The sequence below is a fragment of the Paenibacillus sp. S33 genome (assembly GCF_053615415.1).
Genome location: NZ_JBSIEZ010000001.1, coordinates 5,194,178 through 5,215,076, shown reverse-complemented (window position 1 = coordinate 5,215,076; position 20,899 = coordinate 5,194,178). Strand labels below are relative to the sequence as shown.

The following is a 20,899-nucleotide window of genomic DNA, read 5'->3' as shown; positions in this document are numbered from 1 at the left end:
CTTTTTTTGTACCTTATGATGATTCGGTTGGCAGTTTGCATCGTGAATATATACAAAGCTGGAGGGATACATGATGGGAGAACAGGGATTTGCTGCGCAGGAGAGAACCGCTGTTTTGGAACGTATGGGAGATGAGCATTTTGATATTTTAATTATTGGCGGCGGCATTACAGGGGCGGGGATTGCGCTGGATGCGGCGGATCGTGGTTTGAAGACAGCACTGGTGGAGATGCAGGATTTTGCAGCAGGTACGTCCAGCCGCTCGACCAAGCTAGTGCATGGTGGTCTTCGTTATTTGAAGCAGTTTGAAGTTAAGATGGTAGCCGAGGTTGGGAAGGAGCGGGCCATCGTATTCGAAAATGGCCCACATGTGACCATACCGGAGCGTATGCTGCTTCCTTTTCACAAGGGCGGCACGTTTAACGCATTTACCACCTCTGTCGGGCTACTAGTATATGATTTCCTTGCTGGCGTTAAGCGTAGTGAGCGCCGTCGTATGCTGGACATCCAGGCTACGCTAGAGCGCGAGCCTTTGCTGAAGCGTGATGGACTGAAGGGGAGCGGCAGCTATGTGGAGTACCGCACAGATGACGCTCGCCTGACGATTGAAGTCATGAAGGAAGCTGTTACACGAGGGGCGCTGGCGGTGAACTATGCCAAGGCTGACAAGCTGCTCTATGACGAAGGACGAATAAGCGGTGCAGGCGTAACGGACCGGTTAACGGGAAAGCCATACGAAATTCGAGCTTCGCTGGTTATTAATGCGGCCGGACCATGGGTAGATACGTTACGGGAAATGGATCGCTCCAAAGAGGGCAAGGTGCTACGCCTGACGAAAGGTGTTCACCTGGTGTTCGATGCTGAGCGCTTTCCACTCAAACAGGCAGTGTACTTCGATACGCCGGATGGACGCATGGTATTTGCCATCCCACGTGATGGAAAAACCTATGCAGGTACGACCGATACGGTGTATGAAGGGGATACGGCGCATCCTCGGATGACCGCCGAAGATCGGGCCTATGTGCTTCATGCGATCAACGGAATGTTCCCGGATGTGAAACTGACTGCTACGGATGTAGAATCCAGTTGGGCAGGGGTACGGCCGCTCATTTATGAAGACGGTAAAAGTCCTTCGGAAATTTCACGCAAGGACGAAATTTGGGAATCCCGTTCAGGTCTGATCACGATTGCAGGCGGCAAGCTGACGGGCTACCGGAAAATGTCCGAACTCGTCGTGGATCGTTCGGTACGGGAACTAGGACGCTTGCACGGGCAAAGCTTCCGGGCATGCCGCACCAGACATATCCCGATTTCGGGCGGCAGTGTAGGCGGCTCAGCGGGCTGGGACGCGTACGTAGGTAAGCAAACCGCAGCAGGTGTTGCGCTCGGCCTGACGCCGGACACGGCTAGAGCATGGGCTACCCGCTATGGCTCCAACACAGAGCGGCTGTTTGCCATAGCGGCACGGAGCATGAAGGAGGCTACCGAGCAGGAAGCGGCGCTGCCTGTGGAAGTGCGTGTCCCGCTCCTGTATGCGATGGAACAGGAAATGACGGTGACACCGTCTGATTTTTTCATACGCCGAACCGGGGCGCTGTTCTTCCAGATTGACGAGGTGAAGCGCTGGAAACAGCCCGCCATTGCATTAATGTCCGAACATGCAGGCTGGAGCGCCGCGCAAGAACGACAATATACGGCTGAGCTGGATGCTTACCTGTATGAAGCTGTAACGCCTGTAGAGGTAGAGGCGAAACCCGGCGACGTTAAAGCTATTTGAGGCAGCGAGGGGAGTTATATCCTTGAGCCGTCCATTGCTTTAAGACATGGACTGAAAGCAAAGAAGCAGCGATTCTTCAATAACAGGAGAATCGCTGCTTCTTTGTATACATATTGCTTACAGCATCAAGTGGAACAGGAACGGGGCGGCTGCCAAGGTAAAGAGAGCGGCGAGCACCATCGAGATGCTGGATATCGTCCCCGTCAGCGAACTGAACTCGAAGGCTTTGGAAGTGCCAGTACCATGAGCACCGGTACCGAGCAGCACCCCACGTGAGACTTCATTTTCAATACGGAACAGTTTTACAATCATCGGACCGATAATAAGACCGCTCAATCCGGTCAGAATAACGAATACAGCCGTGACCGTCGGATTGCCGCCAATCGTTTGCGATACATTCATCGCAATGGGTGTCGTAATGGAGCGAGGAATCAGGCTGCTCAGCAGCGAAGAATTCAGATGCATCCACTTGGCAAGCGCCATGGAGGACAACACGGCTACAACGGACCCAGACAGCACGCTAAGCACGATTTGGGTCGCATGTTTTTTTAACACAGGGAAATATCGGTACAAAGGGACAGCAAATGCAATCGTAGCTGGCTGTAGCAGCATGGACAGCAAATGGGCGCCCGAATTATAAGAACGGTAGTTCACACCCGTCAGCGTCAAAATCAAAATGATAACAATAGGTGTAATGAGCAATGGAGACAAATACACCTTGGGCAGTGTGCGGTACATGCGTTTGGCCATCCAGTAAATAGCGAGTGTCAATACAATACATAGAAGACCGGTCATGATGATTTATGCTCCTTTCGTTTACCAAGCAGACTGGCGACCATACCTGTGCAGGCCATCACCAGAAAGGTGCCGAGCAACACGACCAGCATGATGCTCATACCATCGTGTTCCAGCATCGGCCAATAATTCATAACGCCGACAGCGGAGGGGATAAAGAATAATAGCAGCTCGGCCAGCAACCAGTTTGCGCCAACTTCAATCCAGCTTAGCCGGACCAAGCCGGTTTGCAGCAGAATAAAAAGGATCAGCATACCAATGATACTACCGGGTACAGGCAGGTGGAGCCAGGAGACTACCGCGTTCAGGATGAGCGAAAAGGCCATCAGGACGGCGATCTGGAGGACACCGCGTATGAAGCTTTTCATATATAATGGCTCCTATCTTTGAGATCGGTTATTTTCAAACTGTAATGAAATTTTACATCACAAGCTTTCATGAGTAAAATGCATATAAAGAATGTAATCTATTCCGTTTGTCTATGGGAGAAGGTGTAGGTTTGGATATCCGACATTTACAATATTTTTTGGAAGTCGCGCGGTTGCGTAGCTTTACAAAGGCAGCCCAGAGCATGTTTATTACCCAGCCGACGATCAGTAAGACGATTAAAAGTCTGGAAGATGAACTGGGGGTCGCTTTGTTCGACCGAATTGGCAAAAGAATCGAACTGACGGACGCGGGCAAGGTAATTGAGCTTCAAGCACAAGCGATTGTAAAGTCCTTTCAGAGCCTGTCCTCGGAGCTGAGTGATTTGATGAACCTGAAAAAAGGACATATCCGTATTGGCTTGCCCCCTATGGTCGGATCGAGCTTTTTTCCGCGTGTCATTGGAGAATTTCATAAGGCATATCCTGATGTGACCATTCAATTATTTGAGGACGGGGCGAAGAAAGTGGAACAGGACGTAGAAGCCGGAGCGTTGGATATCGGGGTGATTGTGCTGCCTGCGGTTGGAGATATGTTTGAGACATTTCTGTTTGTGGAGGAAAAGCTGAATTTGCTCGTTCATCCTACGCATGCATTGGCAGAGTGCAAGGAGGTACCGTTATCTGCGCTGGCGGAGGAGGCGTTTGTACTGTTCCGTGAGGATTTTACGCTGCATGACCGTATCATTGCCGAATGTGTCCGTGCTGGCTTTCAGCCGCGTGTAGTCTACGAAAGCTCACAATGGGATCTGATTAGCGAAATGGTTGCTGCAAACCTGGGGGTAGCTCTGTTGCCGGAGGCTATATGCCGAGATCTGGATTCTGAGCGCTTGCGTGTTCTTCCATTGGTGGACCCCGTCATTCCTTGGCATTTAGGGATGATCTGGCGGAACGATCGTTATCTGTCCTTTGCCGCCAGAGAATGGATATCGTTTACACAGCAATTGTTGCGGACGGAATATGGCGGGAAGTAGTCAGTCCGCGAGAAGGTGAGTACGATGCAGATGTGTACCGAAGGAGGACGAATACTGCTTACATCATAAAAAAGCTGCCCTGAGGGGCAGCGATGTAGCTTGCTTCTATGAGTGTGTTTGGTTTATTGCACGCTTGGTGTGAAGGTACTTGTCCATAATACGGTCAAGTCTGGAGGATTTGTCCAATACACGTTCATCTTTTAATCCGTGTAAGTCAGCCATGCGATTCAGTTCACGGCGTTCTTTTTCCATGAGTTTTTCCAATTGTTCGAGGTTCACAAAGCCCACCCCCCATGTCGATTGTAAGGCATGTCTCCACTAGCGGCAGAAGTTTTTTTTGATAACGATGTTATTTCCATTTTACCACTTTTTATTAACAATAATCCAGCTTTCCTGACATTTAGCGACTAATATCTATGGTTTTGCCAGTTTCACCTGATTGCGTCCTGAACGCTTAGCTTCATATAATGCCTCATCTGACTTTTCCAGTAAGTGCCTCGATGCAATGACAGGTGAACTGCCTGCTCCGATGGATACGGTTAGCGAGATCGAGGTTCCGTCATTCAAAAGAAAACGTTCATTTTCCACAGCTTTCCGAATTTTTTCGGCAAAGCTTGCTGCTTTCTGACTATCACAATTTCCAATCAGAATGGCAAATTCCTCTCCGCCCTTACGGGAGGGGTACGCCCTCGTTGTAGATTCCCGGGTTAACAGCATTCCCAATTGGCTTAAGACGGTATCTCCGTTCAAATGACCATACGTATCATTAATATTTTTAAAGTGGTCAATATCCAGCATCACGAGTCCAAAGGGTTGTTTTGTAGTCTTGGAAGTATGAAAGACCTCTTCAAATAGCGCATCGAAAGCACGTGGACTGTAGAGTCCGGTTAAATGATCCCGATTTGCAGCTTCTTCCAGCAGATGAACAGCCCGTTCTGTTTTTTTGATATAGGACATCATAAAATAAGTGAACAGGCCGCCAAGCAACTTAACAGTTGTGATTATTATAATAGATTCATTATCAGGAGGGTTAACTACAAAGAAAGTAGATAACAACGACACTACAGCAGCTCCAAGTACGGCCGACATCCACTTGCGGAGTGTTAGGCTTTTTTCTCGAATAAAGATAAGTGAAATGCCCAATGTCATGAAACAATTGACGGTAGCAGTCAGAGAAACATCTGTCCAACCACCTGTGATGTAAATACGGTACAGGCTTATGATCAAGGTGGTCAGCAGACCGGATACCGATCCTCCCATATAAACAGATATGATAATCGCCAATTGGCGCAGATCGACCACAAAGTGCCCACGGACCCATAAACCGGTCATCATTAACAGAATGCCAAACAGACCCAGCATTAAACCGTTCATTACCCGATAAATGAATACATGTTTTTTTAGGTAACGTTCATATTTCCGGAAAAATAAATTTCCAAAGAATAAGAAGCTTGTTAATAACGCAAAATTGTTAATTAATTCTTTTAACATATCCCTATCCTTTATGCTGTATTGAGAGTTGTAGTATCGTGGGGAATAAAGCAAAAGGCCTCGTTTCTATATTTCGGTAAAAAGTAGGCATGAGTGAATACCAATTGAATACAAACGATTCTTATGTCCCTTACGTTTCGTTTATCTACGTGGTACAGTGAAAGGACTATGACCGGAACGGGTGATCGTATGAAGGAACCAATTCACATATCGGTGCGTCCACTTGTGGAATATGTGCATCGGAGCGGCAGCATTCATAGCGGCTTTCGATCGAATAGCAGTATGCTCGAAGGAACTCGCGTGCATCAGGTTATCCAGAAAGGTTACAAGGAGCATGACCGCAAAGAGGTACATTTACGTACAGAAATTCCGTATAAGGACGAATTGTTTATCATTGAAGGCCGTTGTGACGGACTGATTGAGCTGGATGGCGTATGGACGGTCGATGAAATTAAGTCGATCTCTTTGCCACTCGAAGATATTCAGGGTGACGGCCAACCTGTACACTGGGCACAAGCATTTCTGTATGCCTATATGATTGCTTGTGAGGAACAACATCATTCCATGCAGGTCCAGCTTACTTATGTACAGGCACACAGTGAAGACATTCGCCGATTCAGACGGGAACTATCCTTTACTGAGCTAGAAGCTTTCGCACAGGAGATGATTGCTGGTTATGCTCCGTATGCATTCCTGCTGAGAGCACATGCGGAAAAGCGGGATGCCAGTATTGCTATGTTGAACTTTCCCTTTGACACGTATCGTTCGGGTCAGCGAACGCTCGCGGGTTCGGTGTACAAGACGATTACCGAAGGGGTTAACTTGTTTGCCAAAGCACCTACAGGTATTGGTAAAACGGTATCCACCTTGTTTCCTGCGATTAAGGCGATCGGCGAAGGGTTGGTGAGACGAGTATATTATGTGACGGCTCGTACCACCACTCGGGCAGCAGCCGAAGAAGCTTATGCCAGAATGCAGGCCCAAGGGCTGCACATGCATGTGGTGACTTTGACTGCGAAGGATAAAATTTGCTTCAAGGATGAAAATGATTGTGATGCTGGATCATGCAGCATGTGTGAGGGCTATTACGACCGGATCAACGGTGCGGTTTCCGATATTTTGGCGAATGAGACGTTAATGACCCGGGCGGTGATTGAGCATTATGCGCGCAAGCATAAGGTATGTCCCTTTGAATTTTCGCTGGATGTGGCGTATGCCTCGGATGGTATAATCAGTGATTATAATTATGTTTTCGATCCACGGATTTCTTTGAAAAGATTGCTGGAGGAGCACAAGCGAAAAGGTGTCGTACTGGTGGATGAGGCGCATAATCTGGTAGAACGCGGCCGGGACATGTTTTCGGCGGAAATTTTGAAATCTTCTTTTTTGGAACTGAAACGAGAATTTAAGTTGCTAAGCCCAGAGATTGCTGCGGCTGCGAGTGCAGTGAACGCACATATGATTACGCTGCGCAAGCAATATGCAGATACAGGAAAAGCAGTGGAGACAGCAGCACCGCAAGAGGTGCTGGAGCTGTTGGTGCCTTTTGTGGAAGCAGCTGAACGTGAACTGGTAACGGGGGGCAGCACAAGCCATGCAAGCGGTGAGGGTACGGCTTATGCATTGCTTCTAGATACGTATTTTACCGCTCAGAATATGCTGCGAATTGCAGCTTTATATGATGAGCGGTACGTTACTTATGTGGAAGCAGGGCGCAGTGAAGTGAGGGTCAAGCTGTTCTGCCTCGATCCTTCTCACTTGTTGGGACAAGCTATTAAAGGCTACCGCTCAGCCATTTATTTTTCCGCGACGTTGACACCGCTTGCTTATTACCGGGACATGCTCGGAGCAAACGAGGAAGATTATACGTTACAGGTTCCTTCGCCCTTCCATCAGGAGCAGTGGGATGTACGTCTGCTGCCGCTCTCCATCCGTTATCGGGATCGTGAGCGATCCAAAGGGGCGATTGCGGATATGCTGGCTGCATTGGTTGTGGAACGGAAAGGAAATATCCTTGTATTTTTCCCGTCCTATCCATATCTGCGTGAGGTGTATGAGGAATTCATACTTCGGGACGTATCCGCAAATACGTTGGTACAAAGTCCGGGGATGACCGAACCAGAGCGGGATCAATTTCTAGAGGCCTTCCAGCCTGGGCAAGAGCACACCTTGCTTGGCTTTGCCGTATTGGGTGGTGTGTTTGCTGAAGGTGTCGATTTACCTGGGGATCGCTTAAATGGGGTAGTGGTCGTCGGCGTCGGCTTGCCGCAAATTGGAGCAGAGCGGGATGTGCTGCGGGATTATTTTTCGGAACAGGGACGGAATGGTTTCAACTATGCGTATGTATATCCGGGAATGAACAAGGTTCTTCAGGCAGGTGGCAGACTGATTCGCACAGAGCACGACGAAGGATTGCTGGTCCTGGTAGATGATCGTTTTGCCAAGGAACCGTATGCTTCTTTGCTGCCAGATGAATGGAAAAGCTACCGTCTGACGGAACAAGCGGGATTAAGGAAGGAATGGATAGACTATGAACTTTAATTTTCATAATGACTCCATACGCGGGGTGCTGCGTAGCTTTGGACATGAAGATGCCGAAGTGGATAATATAGAGACTTTTGTGACATTTGCGCGCTTGGCTAATGGTATTTTCAGAGAAATGGATACGGATTTTAGCAAGTTGGGGGCTTCTCAGGGTCGGATTATTGTTCTTAGCCTGTTGCATTGCCATTCGCCGCATCGCATGACACCATCAGAGTTGGCGGAAAAAGCTGATGTGACGCGTGGAACCATGACGGGGCTGATCGACGGATTAGAGCGAGATGGCATGATTGAACGTGTGGCTCATGAGAGTGACGGACGGATGGTGACTGTCGGATTAAAAGAGGCAGGACGAGAGCTGTTAAGTAAGATAGTCCCTTATTATACGAAGTTGATTCGGTCGTGTATGTCTGAGTTTACGCCGCAGGACCATAAGATGATGAAGGGTTTACTGGGAAAAATGAAGGGCGGTTTTGAGCGGTCCTTGCCGAAATGCTGAATTCCTAATATAGGGAGTAAGGAATAGGAGAGAGAACATGTTCTTTTATACAGATGAGGTCTATGAAGCCCGTGATTTTGGTTCAATGGATGCCAGAGAAGGCGAGTGGAGAAATTGTGAGTTTACCCGATGTCGCTTTCGGGGTGTGGAGATGAATGAGTCCCTCGTGGAAGGCTGTACTTTTGTGGACTGTGATTTTACCGGAGCCATTCTGAATGCATCTCACTACAAGGAGTCGGCTTTTACCAATTGTTTGTTCACCAGCGCCAATCTGTTTGTAGTTCGATTTGATAACTGCAAGCTGGTAGGTTCAGATTTTGCGGGGGCGAATATGGATGGTATCACAATTACGGGCGGAGACTGGTCTTATACGAATTTGCGTCATGCAGATTTAAGAAAACAAGATTTGCGAAAAATACGATTCAAGGAAGCCGACTTATCCGAATGCAATTTGGAAAAAGCAGATTTGCGGGAGGCGGATCTTACCCGGGTAAGACTGCACAAAGCCCATCTTCAAGGAACAGACCTGCGCGGTGCGAAGATGGATGGCGTGAATTTTAAAGATCTGGACATCACCGGAGCCAAGTTGGATATCGAGCAGGCAGTAGCGGTGGCCCGCTCCTATGGAGCCAAGGTGGAAGGCTAAAAAGCACGGGATACAGGACCCGTCTCGATCTGCGGTACCCCGTGCGGGTGAAATGGATGGTTGACTCGAATGTGAAGAACTTAATCTTTAGGGGGTGCCGGCAGTAGTGGAATCGCTGCTCCCGGGTCCCGGTTTGGCAAATGATCCACTCCCACAGGCTCTAGAGGCTGCTGTGGAACTGTCCAGTTGCGCGCGGTATCTGCGGCAGTTCGCTGCTCCAGCAAGCGTTTGGCTACTTCATAACATTGATCGACATGCCGATTACCAATGGTTCGCATGGCAGTAAAGCCAATTGCCGCGGCTAGCCCTTGCCCCAGAAGGGGGACAAACTTGCTAACCTGCTTGGTAGCGATACGAATGCCCATTTTTTGCAAAATCTGCACGATAACTTCACGGGTGATGAGTCGCCCGATCAGCTTGCTGCCAATTGAGGTGATAAAACCATACACCATGGATTTTGTTTCTGCGTCCAGACCTTCCAGCTGCTTCTCAGATAATCCGAATTTTCCATTAATGGCGGGCAGTAGCTGCATCAAAATGCCAACATCAGCAAGAACATCAGCCCCTGGAACTGGAACTAATACCGCTCCACCAGAAGCCGCAGCCCTTTTCGTCACCATGGATTTACACTCTCTACGGATCTGCTCCAACTCTTCTATTGTTCGGGCTGTCATATGCATCTCTCCTTCATACGCTTCCGATTAGGACCCATGATTCTACCCTGTTATTACACACATTTCTACCTATCTTAAGCATGGAGTAAGCAAAAAATCCCTGATCCACACACTATCGCACATTTACTCCTGTGAAGCGATCAGGCATAATGAAGGGTGGTTGCCGATAAGAACAAGCCTGTTTTACGGGGATAAAGGAAGGAAGAGACAGATGAGTCAGACAAACGTTTATTTTAATCATGATGGTGGAGTGGATGATCTAGTATCCCTGTTTATGTTGCTTCAGATGGAACAAATTCATTTGACCGGAGTATCGGTGATTCCAGCAGATGGGTATCTGGAGCCTGCAACGGATGCCAGCCGTAAAATTATTGATCGTTTTGGACAAAATAAAGGGCCTGTGGAAGTCGCAAAGTCTAATTCACGCGGTAAAAATCCGTTTCCTGCCGCTTGGCGTTTACATTCCTTCTATGTGGATGCATTACCGGTACTGAATGAATCGGGGCGAATGGAAGCACCGCTTTCATCCCTGCCAGCTCATCAGCATCTGATCGAAAAGGTACGCGGAGCTGAAGGTAAGACGCTGTTGCTATTCACTGGACCGCTAACCGATCTGGCGCGAGCGCTGGATGAAGCACCGGATATTGAAGCAAAGATCGAAAAGCTGGTATGGATGGGCGGCACCTTTGAAAAAGGGAATGTTGAGGAGCCGGAGCATGACGGCACAGCAGAGTGGAATGTGTTCTGGGACCCAGAAGCGGCATATCGGGTGTGGCAAAGCGGCATCACGATTGATCTGGTAGCGCTGGAAAGCACAAGCAAAGTGCCATTAACTCCAGCAGTACGCAATCGTTGGGCTGCCGAGCGCCGATATGAAGGCGTGGATTTCTTGGGTAATTGCTATGCAGGATGTCCTCCGCTCGTTTATAGCGAAACGAACTCAACCTACTACTTGTGGGATGTACTGACCACTGCATCCGTAGGACGCCCGGACATTGTCAAGAAAAAGACGGTGCATTGCAGCGTTATCGCAGAAGGTCCAAGTCAGGGCAGAACGGTGGAACAGGCAGAGGGACGTCCTGTGAACCTGGTATACGATACAGATCCAGAAGCCTTTTTTACGTATATGGCGGATTTGGCCAAGCTGGCTGCTCCCAAACGTTACTAAGTCTGACTATGCACAAACGTGCGGCATAGGGTGATAATATTGCCTAGTGACACGTACTCATAACATAAAGCCCGTGACGTTATGCGTCACGGGCTTCTATTACATGATGTGTCCTATAATTATCACAAGCTAGTTTCTATTTCATGCTGACTCCTGGTATGTTTTCAGAGTGAACTGGAGCGTTATTTCTGTCCCGCTACCAGGTTCACTGATCCCAGTCATTTTACCATTCATTCGTTTTAATAGATGTTTGGTAATCTGCCAACCCAATCCTGGATTGCCATATGAGGGAGAGTTCCCACGGTCATGCTCAAGCCACAATTTCAGTTTGTTAGGAGATATACCGATCCCAGTATCCTTCACCTTTAATTCCAGTTCAACCTCAGGTGCATCGGTCACGGATTGGGCGGTTGCAGATAAGATGACAGCTCCTGTGCTTGTAAACTTTACTGCATTATCTACCAAATTAATCAGCATACGGCGAATTTTAGCTTCATCCCCGATAAAAATAGGCGAGCTGGTGAGATTCCAGTCGAGCTTCAACTCTAGATTCCGCTGCGCGGCTACTTCTGCATACAGGCTCAACACATTTTCCATCATGGTTCTCAGATCAAATGGATCTTCAATATCATCAATCTGCCTGGATTCCATATGGCTGTAATCCAAAATATTACTCAATAACGTCATGAGCGAGCGACTGCTCGACTCCATGATGCTCATATATTGCTGTTGTTCCTCGGTTAACTCCGTCGTCAGCATGAGATCGGTGGCTCCCCATATTTCGGTCAGCGAAAACCGAATTTTATTACTCAGGGAAGATATCAAATCCAGCTTGCTCATGGAAGAGATTTCAGCATCGATCTTGCCTTTCTCCAGTTCAACTACATACCCCAGAAATACGGCCATAGCCTGTAGTGCCTTCAGTTCTGATTCTGTCAAATGTACAGATGGCGCGTCCAAGATACAAATGGTTCCATAAGCCTGACCATTTTTCATGCGAATAGGGACTCCTGTAAATGAGTGGTTTCCCATGGTTTTAGTCGCATATAAATCACGTGTTTGTGGATGAGTAGACGTTTCCGAAATGGTGAGGTAATCCGCAGAATGGTTCAGCACCAGACTGCAATAGCTAAGCTCAAAAGGAAGCTCCTCTCCATTACGAACCAGCATCTCTTCCCGGTTAAATGAATCTACAATTACATTTGTAACCCCATCATTAGCGGCAATAAAAATGGTATTAACATGTAAAATATCACTCAACACATCAATGACATGCGCGGTAGCCTCTTGAATACTATTATAAAAACCTGTAGGTGAAGTAGTCATATGTCTCCAATCTTGATGCAAAGTGGTGGTTAACAAAACTCTAATAGTTTGTGTATCCCATTCCTAGTCCTCTGAAAGTATTGCTGGAGCGTATTATTAATTATACATGATTATTTCGTTATAAACCTGAGTCTTCTACTTCGATTTACCTATTCGCTTGCACAAACCTTCATTCCGTAGGTCTAATGCTAGCCTTTCTTGGAGAGTTTTTGCATATATTATTACACATTCACGAAAAAATATGATTATTTTCATTCTGTTTTCATAAATTCATATGTAATCTCATGATATGAAAATTGTGTAACAAAATAGGAGGACAGAACCAGTAATATCATGTAAATATTCTATATAATAGGTTCAGAGGTGGAATTATGAATAGACAGGAAGCCCTACAACACTTCCTTAAGACCTATGCAGAAGATGCATTGAACCAGAAATTACATCAAGCAGCGTCTTTGTATGAACAAAGAAAAGATGAGCTCATCTCTTCTTTTATTCAATCCTTTCAATCGATCTGCCTGCAAGCCCATTCTGCAGAAGTGGCCAAGACGAGGATCGGATACATTACTTATTCTTTGAGGCGCACGTATCTGATGGACCGTAACTATAACTATGTCGTTGAAGCCTATGATAAAAATTGGTTCTTTGATCCTCAACCTTGTTATGGAATCTATGATGCAGGCTGGGCATTCAGCTTTTTAGCAGAATTGGAGGATGAATTGAATCAGCTTCGAAAACCCTATATGAATAAGATTTTTCAGCCTGATGTGGAGCGATTTGTACTCCAGGCTACAGGGGAATTCCATCAATATGTTCTGAAATTAGCGAAAGATGCTATTCAGCAGGCTGTACATTTACCTGAATTCAAGGCCTTGAAATGTGAGGACGATTTGGAAGTAAGAATAGGGGAGTATAAAGGAATCAGTGAGGTGGTGTATTCAACAGCTTATGGAGTACTACATGATTCAACAGGATAATCGTATTACGGAGTATATGTATCCAGTAGAGATGAATCGCAGGCAGTTATTGGAATGGGCAGCCAGCGAAGAGGATTCCGTTTTACAATTTTATGTATCAGGTGATGCGGACTATATTGATTTTATAGAGCATCCGGTATCCATCGTTTCGGAACAACTAAAGGAAATCTTTGATATATATCATGCCGGATTAAGCTGGAAGCTGATTGTTTTTGCCGATATGCAGCGAATGCAGCAAACAAGGTATTGGCTGGCAAATCCGCCTAGCCTGATATGTTTATCACCACGTAGTGAATATCATAGGGACGGTACACTGAAGAAAATCATTCTAGATGAATATAAAGTAGAGAATCATAAAATATTCAGGGTTCAGGATGCCAATCATCATATCATTGTAGATCTTGATGTGGCTGAATGTATTTTGAAGTTCAATCTGGCAGGCTTGAAATTACAAAAGGTCGATACAGAGGGGCCATCTATACAAAGGAGAGTCCAAGAATGAGTGAGAGCTATGTAGTGGATGGGGCACAGATACATTGTAGCTATGGAAGTCATACGGGAAGATTTAGTGTTTCAGCTAACAGGGGAATTAGTATTGGCGACAAACTGCAAGGGAATATTCAGGATTTTCACCCGCAGACGCATATCCCTTCTTTCGGAAAGTGCCGTAGTATGCATAATCCTGCAGTCTCTTCTGCTAACAAAGGAAATTCCGGGAAAATCATTCCGCAGCCCTGCAAACCGAGCGTTTCTATGCCTTGGTTGAATGGAAAAAAGGATGTATACGTAGATCAATCTCCGGCTCTTATGAGCTGCTCCACGAATTTATGCATGTGGTGCGGCAAAATTTCATTCACGACAGATGGGCAGGAATAGTTAATAGAATGTAGGATTTGCATCATATGAAAAGCAAACGGGGGGAGTAAGATGGGACTGGCAGGAACTATGCTGACTTATGGAAATATTAGAGTGAATGCACCGTATGAAATTATCAGGCTGCTTGATTTTGAATTGACACAGAAGATAAATGAGCACGGCAAGGTGTACATCACTGCTCTCATACCGGATGAGGATCATGCAAAGTATGATGGACTAGCTTACGATGAAGATGTGCTAGAGGTATATGAGACGGATGAAGACCGAGGGACAGTTAGCATCTTTAAAGGAATGGTCACCAATATTAGAATTGCATTCAAAAATGGCGTATATCACATGTACCTTGAGGCTGCGTCTTTTACATATTTATTGGATCAACAACGGAAAAACCGTTCGTTTCAAAACAGCAACTTGACGTATTATCAACTGTTCCGCGAACTTATAGATGCCTATCCACATGGGGATTTTATTGACCTGGCGGACAGCGATCAAAAGCTGGGCGCTTTACTATTCAGTATGAGGAGAGTGATTGGGAGTTTCTAAAAAGAATGGCCTCTCATCTGCAGACTGGACTCATTGCCGAGATTACATCCGTATTCCCGAGATTATGGTTAGGTACCTCAAAAGAACAGGTGAAAGGTGAATTGCGTAGCATTAACTTTTCCCTCCAAAAAACAAAGTCAGGTCCCCAGTATACATATGCTGAAGTAGAGGATACGAAGCGTTTTGAACTTGGAGATGTCGTCGTGTTTCAACGAAAGCATTGGGTTATTGATCAGATCCACGCAGAGATGAAGCAAGGTATTATGACATATCGCTACGTTCTCGTTCCGGAAGCAGGTATTCCGAGGGAGGTTATACATAACCCGTTAATCAAAGGTACCTCTATTGAAGGGAAAGTCATTGATTTAGATGGTGAAAACGAATCCGTTAAACTTCACTTGTCCGTGGATTCTATGCAGTCCAAAGTTGAGGGGTGCTGGTTTTCTTATCCCACCATGTATACCAGTGAGGGAATCGGTTGGCATTGCATGCCTGAGCTAGGGGATCATGTCCATTTGTATTTTCCATCTAACGAAGAAAAGGAAGCTCGTGTGGTTCAATCCCTGCGTAAGAGAGACTACAAAGGAGATGAAATCAGCAAGCCGTCAAGAAAGCTATTTCATACCAAAACTCAAAAAGTGGCGAGATTCGACGACAAAGAAGTAGCACTTTCCACCCAAAAAGAAAAGATACTTATACGCTTAAATCCTGCTTCCGGTATTCACGTGTATAGTCATCACGATCTTACCTTTCACGCCGATACAGACTTGGTGCTGCATGGCAAAAAGGTACAAATGACCGCTACTCGCGAAATATCTCTGACGTGCAAAAGCAGCTATATCCGAACCGATGGAACGCTTCATATCAAGGCTAGTAAGCTCATGAAAAATCAGGTGCCTGATGCAGAGCTGAAAGCCTATAAATCCCTAGTTCAAGAATTGAAAGGGAAGGGATATCCGCAATGGGTACAGGACTTGCTGCTTCAATATAAAACGGACTACTACAAAGCCGTGGCAGCCGGGGACAAAAAGGGGGCCAAGGAAGCAGCGGTCAAGGCCAAGCAATTGCGTCAGCAGGTGGCAGAAATAGATCGTATGCCTGCCTGGGCCAGAGCGCAAATGCATGAATACACGTCCCAGTGGTGGGAAGCGTACGGTGCAAACGACAAGGCCAAGCAAAAGCAGATGCATCTTCTCGCCAACCAACTGCGTGACAATGTGCTAATCAACGAGCTGATTCGTGGGCATTCAGCCAAGTCCTATCTGGATGCGAATCGGCTGGAGGAGCTGTCCGGACAATACGCAGATGCAGCCCATAAGCTGACCGTTGCTGATCAAAAGGCTTTAGCCAAGGAAGCGGCTGCTCTGCGAAGTAAGTATGGCGTGAACAGCCAGCTTGCCAGGGAGAATTTGAACAAGCTTGCCAAGAAGTATCCAGACAGCTTCTCGTACAAGCTTCCAGCTACAGGCGATTGGGATAAGGAGCTTAACGCCGCACTGCATGACTTTGCGAAAAAATACGGCCTGGAGAATAAGGGCTATGGTCGTGATGTGCTCGCAGTGTACCTGCATCAAGTAGCCAATGGGATTCTTCCATGGCCTAAGGTTAGCAAGGCTGCAACGCCGACTGTTCCAACGCCGACAACAACGAAAACGGAACCGGAACCGGGCAAGAAGCCGCCGACTACTCCTGAAAAGCCGCCGAAGGAGGAACCAAAGCCATTAGATCCTGAGGATTATAAAGATGGATTGGTGGCGGTGAAAAAGATTGAGAAGTATATAAGCAGTAAGGGTATAAAAGGTAATCAGGCTCGAGCTCTGTACAGAATAAACGATTACACGAATAACAGCATTGTTCAAAAGAAACTGTCATCGAACCGTAAGGCACCCCTTGTGTTTTTCTTTGAAGGAGACGGTTCGTATAGTTATGCACAAGACGATCATCAGGAAGGACGGTATGGAGCGACGGCTATTGTGGTGATAGATGGCGAAATTAAATATACAAGCAATAATGCAAGTACACTTCCAGATTATGAAAATGAGGCTGCCACGGTAAACGAGGGGGTATATGGATTTAAAAGTGGACGTCACCGTGGAACATATCCAGCATTACGCATTAGGAACGGAGGGGGCGTTCCGTCAATTATGCAAAATAAAAAGCATACAGCTACTGGTATCAACATCCATAAGGGTTTCAATAAGGACAGTTCTAAGCCTAAGCACGAGTCTTCAACCGGTTGTATAACAATTCATAAATATGAGTTCACTCAATTTCTTATCGCAGTAGGAGTGGTAAAACACTCATTAGAAGACAAGTACATCAACGAAGAAATTTACGGACTTGCTATCATTGACAGAAAAGATAGGACGAAAAAAAGCATAACGAAAAAAAGATAACGAGGAGTTTGACTATTGAAAGGAATATTAATATGCATTGTTGCATTGTTGCATTGTTGATTTTATCCGCGTGTTATCACTCTGATGAAAGTAGTCAAATACAAAGTACGGCACATAAAAGTGAAGTAGTTCAGACAACAAATGATAATAAAAATGTAATGCCAACAAACTGGATACTATTCCGGGGTGAAAATGATAACGAACCTATAGAATATTTGGAAAACATGGACGATTTAAATGGTGATGATATCATTAACACAGATAGTATTATCGATAAGCTGTATGCGAGTGAAAAAGGAGATTATCCAAAAGATGAGCTGTATATAAATAGTATTTCGCATAATGGTAGCCATATTATCTTATGCAGAGAATCACACGATTCGAATTATTTAATGATTAAAATTTTTAATTTATCGACACTCCAGAAGACATTTGAATTTAATATACCAGTAACTACTGATTATTTTCTGATTTCTCCTGACTTAAAAAGATGTGTTTACGCAGAAAATGGGGTTTTGTATCAATATATTATAAAGGAGAAGTCTGCTAAAAAACTCGCTGATTTGTACAATCATGTAACAGGCTTTGCTAATCTTAAAAACCCAATTTTTTCTCCTGATAGTATGAAGCTATGCCTTCAGAGTAATAGTGAGCTAGTCTTTTATGATTTAATGAATAATAAAAAAATTAAACAAGTCAGCATGGGTACAGAGGGGATTTGGATTGAACAATGGCTTTATAATGATCTACTGCTGCACTCTTCTTCCAGTAATAATAAAACATATCTATTGGATTTGAAGAATGGAAATAAAAGAGTACTGGCAGATGTGAATGGAAGCCTTACTCTAACTATGGATGGCAAACGAATGGTCTATTTGAACTCTCAAAAAGAGATAGAACAACACCATATCAACACTGGCCAAAGTGTAAAATACTTTGATGTAATGCAGAGGATAGGGTATTCTGTGGCTCCTGTGCAATGGATACAGACTACAACAGACTTGATGAAATATAGAAAAAGCATCCCGGCACAGAAAATCGTCGCTTCATCTATACTTCCAGATCAAGCAGGCAATTCCTATGCTGCCCGTAACATTATGGACGGAGATGCGAGTACAGCCTGGTGTGAAGGAGTTAAAGGAGACGGGATTGGAGAGTGGATCAAGATTGATTTTGGTTCTGTGCAAGAATTGAAGGGTTTCGAGCTTATCAATGGTTTAGCTAAGTCATCTAATGCTTTCCAAGCAAATAATAGAGTTAAACGAATGAAACTGGAGTTTTCAAATGGACAGACCATGATGATAGATAATGATTTTATAAGCAACCAATTTCTTGATAAGCCTATTCATACTTCATTCGTGAAAATAACGATTGAGGCCGTAGAGCGAGGAACTAAATATCACGATACCTGTATGTCGGAGATACGATTCTTCTAGCATTTCTAACAAAGGAGAAGACATATGAGATGGAAAGAACCAACGTTTGGTGCAACCCCTATGTTGAAAGCTTTAACAACTGCTAATGCTCATAGGAAAGCAAAGGCTTTTGACCTGGCGGCAGAACAGAAAAAACAAAAACTAAATTATCCCGACTGGGCCCAGACCTGGATGCGTAAATACAAAGAAGATTGGTATATTGCTCAAGCCAATGGTGACGAGGTTGGTATGCGTAAAGCGCAAAAGCTAGCAGAGGGGTTGCGAAGCAAATTACGCGAAATGACCACGTTCCCCAAGTGGGCTCAAGAGCAAATGCAAAAAGAAACCGTTCGTTGGATGACTGCGGAGGCAAGCGGAGATATCAGGGATAAGCTGGCTGCCGAGAAGGCAGGACGAGCCATACGAGAGAAACTTGGTTTGATCGATACGAGTACTAAAGTACCACCAGAAGAACCTATCAACGAATCGAAAGATGAACCTACAAAAACGAACGTAAAGACTCCAGCTGGAAAATGGATACCTGCTGAGTTTCAGTACAACGGTAGTTCTAAAGCTGAGAAAACATTTAAAAGGCGCTCATTAAAATTCACTAAAATGCAATGGAATCAGGAAAAGATACACGGTTTATGGGAAGCTACAAAAAAGATACAAGAAACGTATCATATCCAGATTGATCCCCGTCTTTTGTTAGCAATTATTATTCAAGAAGGAACTGGAAGTTTTAACACTAGTAGTACAAATAGAGCGGCCGATGGTGAGCATGGTGCTGAAACTAATTATGCCAAAGATTTAATGAAAGCCAATAGTTTAGTATTTGGAAAGATATTGGGATATATATACTATGGTCAGGAATTTAGACAAGCCGTAGTGAAAAACAATAAATTAAGTGGTATTACAGGCAAAGGGGACGTTTTTCAATACTGCAATTGGTTCACGCCGATCATTAGAATGAAATCCAAGCGAGTTGAATGTGGAATATACGCTAGCGATAACCTTTGGGGTGAAAATGTGCGGGAAATATACAATATATTTAGTGGAAATGAAGCTTCTAACTATGAACAATATCTGTTGAGTCTCGATAAAAGTGTAACTCAGGAAATTGCTGCGTCGGAAGGTATTAAGCTTCCTAAATTTATATTCAGACCTGAACAAAATGGTAATAATAGCAGGAAAAAAGTTACAGGCGAGTGGACTATCGTTGGCAAACGATGACTACAAGTTAGAAATGAGGAAAAGAAATGTACAGGAAAGCTACGGTTATCTCATTATGATGCTTGTAATGATATTGGCGTTAACTGCATGTAGTTCTTCGTCTATCCATGATTATAATAGTGCGGAAACAGCTACCGCCAAAGTTAAGCAAGAAGACGGTTACTATCCAGATAAAAAAGCAGACAAAGCCAAAAATGTTGTATCTGCTGATCCTAAACTCCTTCAGGATGAGGACTTTGAAATCTCATATCGATCGCACAAGATTGATAAGAATACGGATATTAAAGAACTTATCCATAAGTGGGGTTACAGTGAAGGATTTGAAGCTAACAATAGGGGATATAATAGCGGAAATGGAACATATAGAAGATGGAGTCTGTCTTATCCTAACTATGAAGATCCAGAAATTGATTTTGTAGTCTTATCTAAAATTGAACTTGAAGGGGAGGAGCTAGTTGATGGTGAAAGTTATCTAGTAGCTGTGAGCTTGGAAAATCCCAAGTTTAAAACCAAAAGAGGATTGAAGATTGGTGAAACCCTTGGTAAAGTGCTACAACTTTACGGTCAACCAAGTACCATAACAAATAGAAGTCTGGTTTACTCCAAAAATGGCCTACATTTGAATATTTATTGGGATACTAAAACAGAGAAAGTAGATAATATTTTTATCGAATATAACATGGAGAAATCCGTGGAGCAGCAACGTAGTGCTGACTATGTAGAAGAAGGTGCTCAGCCCGACCCTGATCTGGAACCATATACTATCCAAAAAGAACAATCGTTTACCACCACTCTCGATGGCTGGGGAAAAGTACGGTTTGTATCTACATTAAAAGATGAGGAAACAAATGATCTGATACACGCAAAGTTTTTTTGGAAGTTAACAGTGACAAATATGTGGAAAATAAGATACTATACGAATTCCCCGAATTTTATGGTAACAACGGTAGGATGATCGACAGGATCAAGGCAGTAAGCTTCAAGGATTTAAATCAGGATGGGCGTACGGATATTATCATAATTGCAGATTATATCACCGGGGTTAATGCACACGGAATAGAAACGCTACCTGTCGCGGGGATCTACTTTCAGTAAAAGGACAACACATACACTACCTTGCCTGAATTGGATAAGAGTATCAAT

At 44.9% G+C, this 20,899-nt stretch carries 18 protein-coding genes and 1 pseudogene; 13 read left to right on the top strand and 6 right to left on the bottom strand.

Annotated features, from left to right (window positions below; genetic code table 11):
- Window positions 1-73: 73 nt before the first annotated feature.
- Window positions 74-1,777, top strand: a complete 1,704-nt coding sequence (locus ACWGXJ_RS23710; protein ID WP_452567946.1) for a glycerol-3-phosphate dehydrogenase/oxidase — start codon at window positions 74-76, stop codon at window positions 1,775-1,777.
- Between the two features lie 117 nt (window positions 1,778-1,894).
- On the opposite strand, the gene ACWGXJ_RS23705 is transcribed toward ACWGXJ_RS23710, so the two are convergent.
- Both ACWGXJ_RS23705 and ACWGXJ_RS23700 read right to left on the bottom strand, forming a co-directional pair.
- The gene (locus ACWGXJ_RS23705; protein ID WP_013312486.1) at window positions 1,895-2,572 is read right to left on the bottom strand and encodes a CidB/LrgB family autolysis modulator; all 678 of its coding nucleotides are present in this window, start codon (window positions 2,570-2,572) and stop codon (window positions 1,895-1,897) included.
- Window positions 2,569-2,940 (bottom strand): CidA/LrgA family protein, encoded by a 372-nt coding sequence (locus ACWGXJ_RS23700; protein ID WP_013312485.1) that lies wholly within the window; start codon window positions 2,938-2,940, stop codon window positions 2,569-2,571. Before ACWGXJ_RS23700 ends, ACWGXJ_RS23705 begins: the two co-directional genes overlap by 4 nt.
- A 131-nt stretch (window positions 2,941-3,071) precedes the next feature.
- Here ACWGXJ_RS23700 and cidR point away from each other — a divergent pair, with 131 nt between their 5' ends.
- Window positions 3,072-3,971, top strand: a complete 900-nt coding sequence (gene cidR / locus ACWGXJ_RS23695; protein WP_023990853.1) for a cidABC operon transcriptional activator CidR — start codon at window positions 3,072-3,074, stop codon at window positions 3,969-3,971.
- A 105-nt stretch (window positions 3,972-4,076) separates the two neighbouring features.
- Here cidR and ACWGXJ_RS23690 read toward each other — a convergent pair whose 3' ends face one another.
- Window positions 4,077-4,250: an aspartyl-phosphate phosphatase Spo0E family protein gene (locus tag ACWGXJ_RS23690; RefSeq protein ID WP_013312483.1), complete on the bottom strand. Its 174-nt coding sequence runs from the start codon at window positions 4,248-4,250 to the stop codon at window positions 4,077-4,079.
- 135 nt (window positions 4,251-4,385) lie between these two features.
- Complete coding sequence (locus ACWGXJ_RS23685) at window positions 4,386-5,462, bottom strand: GGDEF domain-containing protein (RefSeq protein ID WP_039271752.1); 1,077 nt, start codon at window positions 5,460-5,462, stop codon at window positions 4,386-4,388.
- 168 nt (window positions 5,463-5,630) lie between these two features.
- Here ACWGXJ_RS23685 and ACWGXJ_RS23680 point away from each other — a divergent pair, with 168 nt between their 5' ends.
- From ACWGXJ_RS23680 to ACWGXJ_RS23670, 3 genes are read left to right on the top strand one after another with little or no spacing between them, the layout of a single operon-like run.
- Complete coding sequence (locus tag ACWGXJ_RS23680) at window positions 5,631-8,003, top strand: ATP-dependent DNA helicase (RefSeq protein ID WP_452567707.1); 2,373 nt, start codon at window positions 5,631-5,633, stop codon at window positions 8,001-8,003.
- The gene (locus tag ACWGXJ_RS23675) at window positions 7,993-8,502 is read left to right on the top strand and encodes a MarR family winged helix-turn-helix transcriptional regulator (protein ID WP_013312480.1); all 510 of its coding nucleotides are present in this window, start codon (window positions 7,993-7,995) and stop codon (window positions 8,500-8,502) included. The genes ACWGXJ_RS23680 and ACWGXJ_RS23675 overlap by 11 nt, the downstream gene beginning before the upstream one ends.
- 37 nt (window positions 8,503-8,539) lie before the next feature.
- Window positions 8,540-9,148, top strand: a complete 609-nt coding sequence (locus ACWGXJ_RS23670; RefSeq protein ID WP_028540785.1) for a pentapeptide repeat-containing protein — start codon at window positions 8,540-8,542, stop codon at window positions 9,146-9,148.
- Window positions 9,149-9,228: 80 nt separating this feature from the next.
- On the opposite strand, the gene ACWGXJ_RS23665 is transcribed toward ACWGXJ_RS23670, so the two are convergent.
- Window positions 9,229-9,822 carry a hypothetical protein gene (locus tag ACWGXJ_RS23665; RefSeq protein ID WP_250260169.1) on the bottom strand — a complete coding sequence of 198 codons (594 nt, stop codon included), beginning with the start codon at window positions 9,820-9,822 and terminating at the stop codon, window positions 9,229-9,231.
- Window positions 9,823-10,033: 211 nt separating this feature from the next.
- Between ACWGXJ_RS23665 and ACWGXJ_RS23660 the strand changes: the two genes are divergently transcribed.
- Window positions 10,034-10,990: a nucleoside hydrolase gene (locus ACWGXJ_RS23660; RefSeq protein ID WP_039271744.1), complete on the top strand. Its 957-nt coding sequence runs from the start codon at window positions 10,034-10,036 to the stop codon at window positions 10,988-10,990.
- A 141-nt stretch (window positions 10,991-11,131) separates the two neighbouring features.
- Here ACWGXJ_RS23660 and ACWGXJ_RS23655 read toward each other — a convergent pair whose 3' ends face one another.
- On the bottom strand, window positions 11,132-12,316 hold the full coding sequence (locus ACWGXJ_RS23655; protein WP_452567706.1) for an ATP-binding protein: 1,185 nt from the start codon (window positions 12,314-12,316) through the stop codon (window positions 11,132-11,134).
- A gap of 371 nt (window positions 12,317-12,687) precedes the next feature.
- On the opposite strand from ACWGXJ_RS23655, the gene ACWGXJ_RS23650 reads away from it, so the two are divergent.
- The 7 genes and pseudogenes from ACWGXJ_RS23650 (at window position 12,688) to ACWGXJ_RS23620 (ending at window position 20,711) form a co-directional block, all read left to right on the top strand.
- Window positions 12,688-13,293 (top strand): hypothetical protein, encoded by a 606-nt coding sequence (locus ACWGXJ_RS23650; protein WP_452567705.1) that lies wholly within the window; start codon window positions 12,688-12,690, stop codon window positions 13,291-13,293.
- On the top strand, window positions 13,277-13,795 hold the full coding sequence (locus ACWGXJ_RS23645) for a hypothetical protein (protein ID WP_452567704.1): 519 nt from the start codon (window positions 13,277-13,279) through the stop codon (window positions 13,793-13,795). The genes ACWGXJ_RS23650 and ACWGXJ_RS23645 overlap by 17 nt, the downstream gene beginning before the upstream one ends.
- A complete protein-coding gene (locus ACWGXJ_RS23640) occupies window positions 13,792-14,169 on the top strand; it encodes a DUF4280 domain-containing protein (RefSeq protein WP_061830527.1) in 378 nt (125 codons plus the stop codon). The genes ACWGXJ_RS23645 and ACWGXJ_RS23640 overlap by 4 nt, the downstream gene beginning before the upstream one ends.
- A gap of 51 nt (window positions 14,170-14,220) precedes the next feature.
- Window positions 14,221-17,108, top strand: a pseudogene (locus ACWGXJ_RS23635) (contractile injection system protein, VgrG/Pvc8 family).
- Window positions 17,109-17,116: 8 nt separating this feature from the next.
- Entirely contained in the window at window positions 17,117-18,544 is a 1,428-nt protein-coding gene (locus ACWGXJ_RS23630) for a discoidin domain-containing protein (RefSeq protein ID WP_452567703.1), read from the top strand.
- Between the two features lie 24 nt (window positions 18,545-18,568).
- The gene (locus ACWGXJ_RS23625) at window positions 18,569-19,756 is read left to right on the top strand and encodes a hypothetical protein (protein ID WP_452567702.1); all 1,188 of its coding nucleotides are present in this window, start codon (window positions 18,569-18,571) and stop codon (window positions 19,754-19,756) included.
- Window positions 19,743-20,711 (top strand): hypothetical protein, encoded by a 969-nt coding sequence (locus ACWGXJ_RS23620; RefSeq protein WP_452567701.1) that lies wholly within the window; start codon window positions 19,743-19,745, stop codon window positions 20,709-20,711. The genes ACWGXJ_RS23625 and ACWGXJ_RS23620 overlap by 14 nt, the downstream gene beginning before the upstream one ends.
- Window positions 20,712-20,899 lie beyond the last annotated feature (188 nt).

Bases quoted from the DNA above. Each gene is read 5' to 3' on its own strand.
- ACWGXJ_RS23710 (WP_452567946.1), top strand. From the start codon at position 74: ATGGGAGAACAGGGATTTGCTGCGCAGGAGAGAACCGCTGTTTTGGAA.
- ACWGXJ_RS23705 (WP_013312486.1), bottom strand. From the start codon at position 2,572: ATGACCGGTCTTCTATGTATTGTATTGACACTCGCTATTTACTGGATG.
- ACWGXJ_RS23700 (WP_013312485.1), bottom strand. From the start codon at position 2,940: ATGAAAAGCTTCATACGCGGTGTCCTCCAGATCGCCGTCCTGATGGCC.
- ACWGXJ_RS23685 (WP_039271752.1), bottom strand. From the start codon at position 5,462: ATGTTAAAAGAATTAATTAACAATTTTGCGTTATTAACAAGCTTCTTA.
- ACWGXJ_RS23680 (WP_452567707.1), top strand. From the start codon at position 5,631: ATGACCGGAACGGGTGATCGTATGAAGGAACCAATTCACATATCGGTG.
- ACWGXJ_RS23675 (WP_013312480.1), top strand. From the start codon at position 7,993: ATGAACTTTAATTTTCATAATGACTCCATACGCGGGGTGCTGCGTAGC.
- ACWGXJ_RS23670 (WP_028540785.1), top strand. From the start codon at position 8,540: ATGTTCTTTTATACAGATGAGGTCTATGAAGCCCGTGATTTTGGTTCA.
- ACWGXJ_RS23665 (WP_250260169.1), bottom strand. From the start codon at position 9,822: ATGACAGCCCGAACAATAGAAGAGTTGGAGCAGATCCGTAGAGAGTGT.
- ACWGXJ_RS23660 (WP_039271744.1), top strand. From the start codon at position 10,034: ATGAGTCAGACAAACGTTTATTTTAATCATGATGGTGGAGTGGATGAT.
- ACWGXJ_RS23655 (WP_452567706.1), bottom strand. From the start codon at position 12,316: ATGACTACTTCACCTACAGGTTTTTATAATAGTATTCAAGAGGCTACC.
- ACWGXJ_RS23650 (WP_452567705.1), top strand. From the start codon at position 12,688: ATGAATAGACAGGAAGCCCTACAACACTTCCTTAAGACCTATGCAGAA.
- ACWGXJ_RS23645 (WP_452567704.1), top strand. From the start codon at position 13,277: ATGATTCAACAGGATAATCGTATTACGGAGTATATGTATCCAGTAGAG.
- ACWGXJ_RS23640 (WP_061830527.1), top strand. From the start codon at position 13,792: ATGAGTGAGAGCTATGTAGTGGATGGGGCACAGATACATTGTAGCTAT.
- ACWGXJ_RS23625 (WP_452567702.1), top strand. From the start codon at position 18,569: ATGAGATGGAAAGAACCAACGTTTGGTGCAACCCCTATGTTGAAAGCT.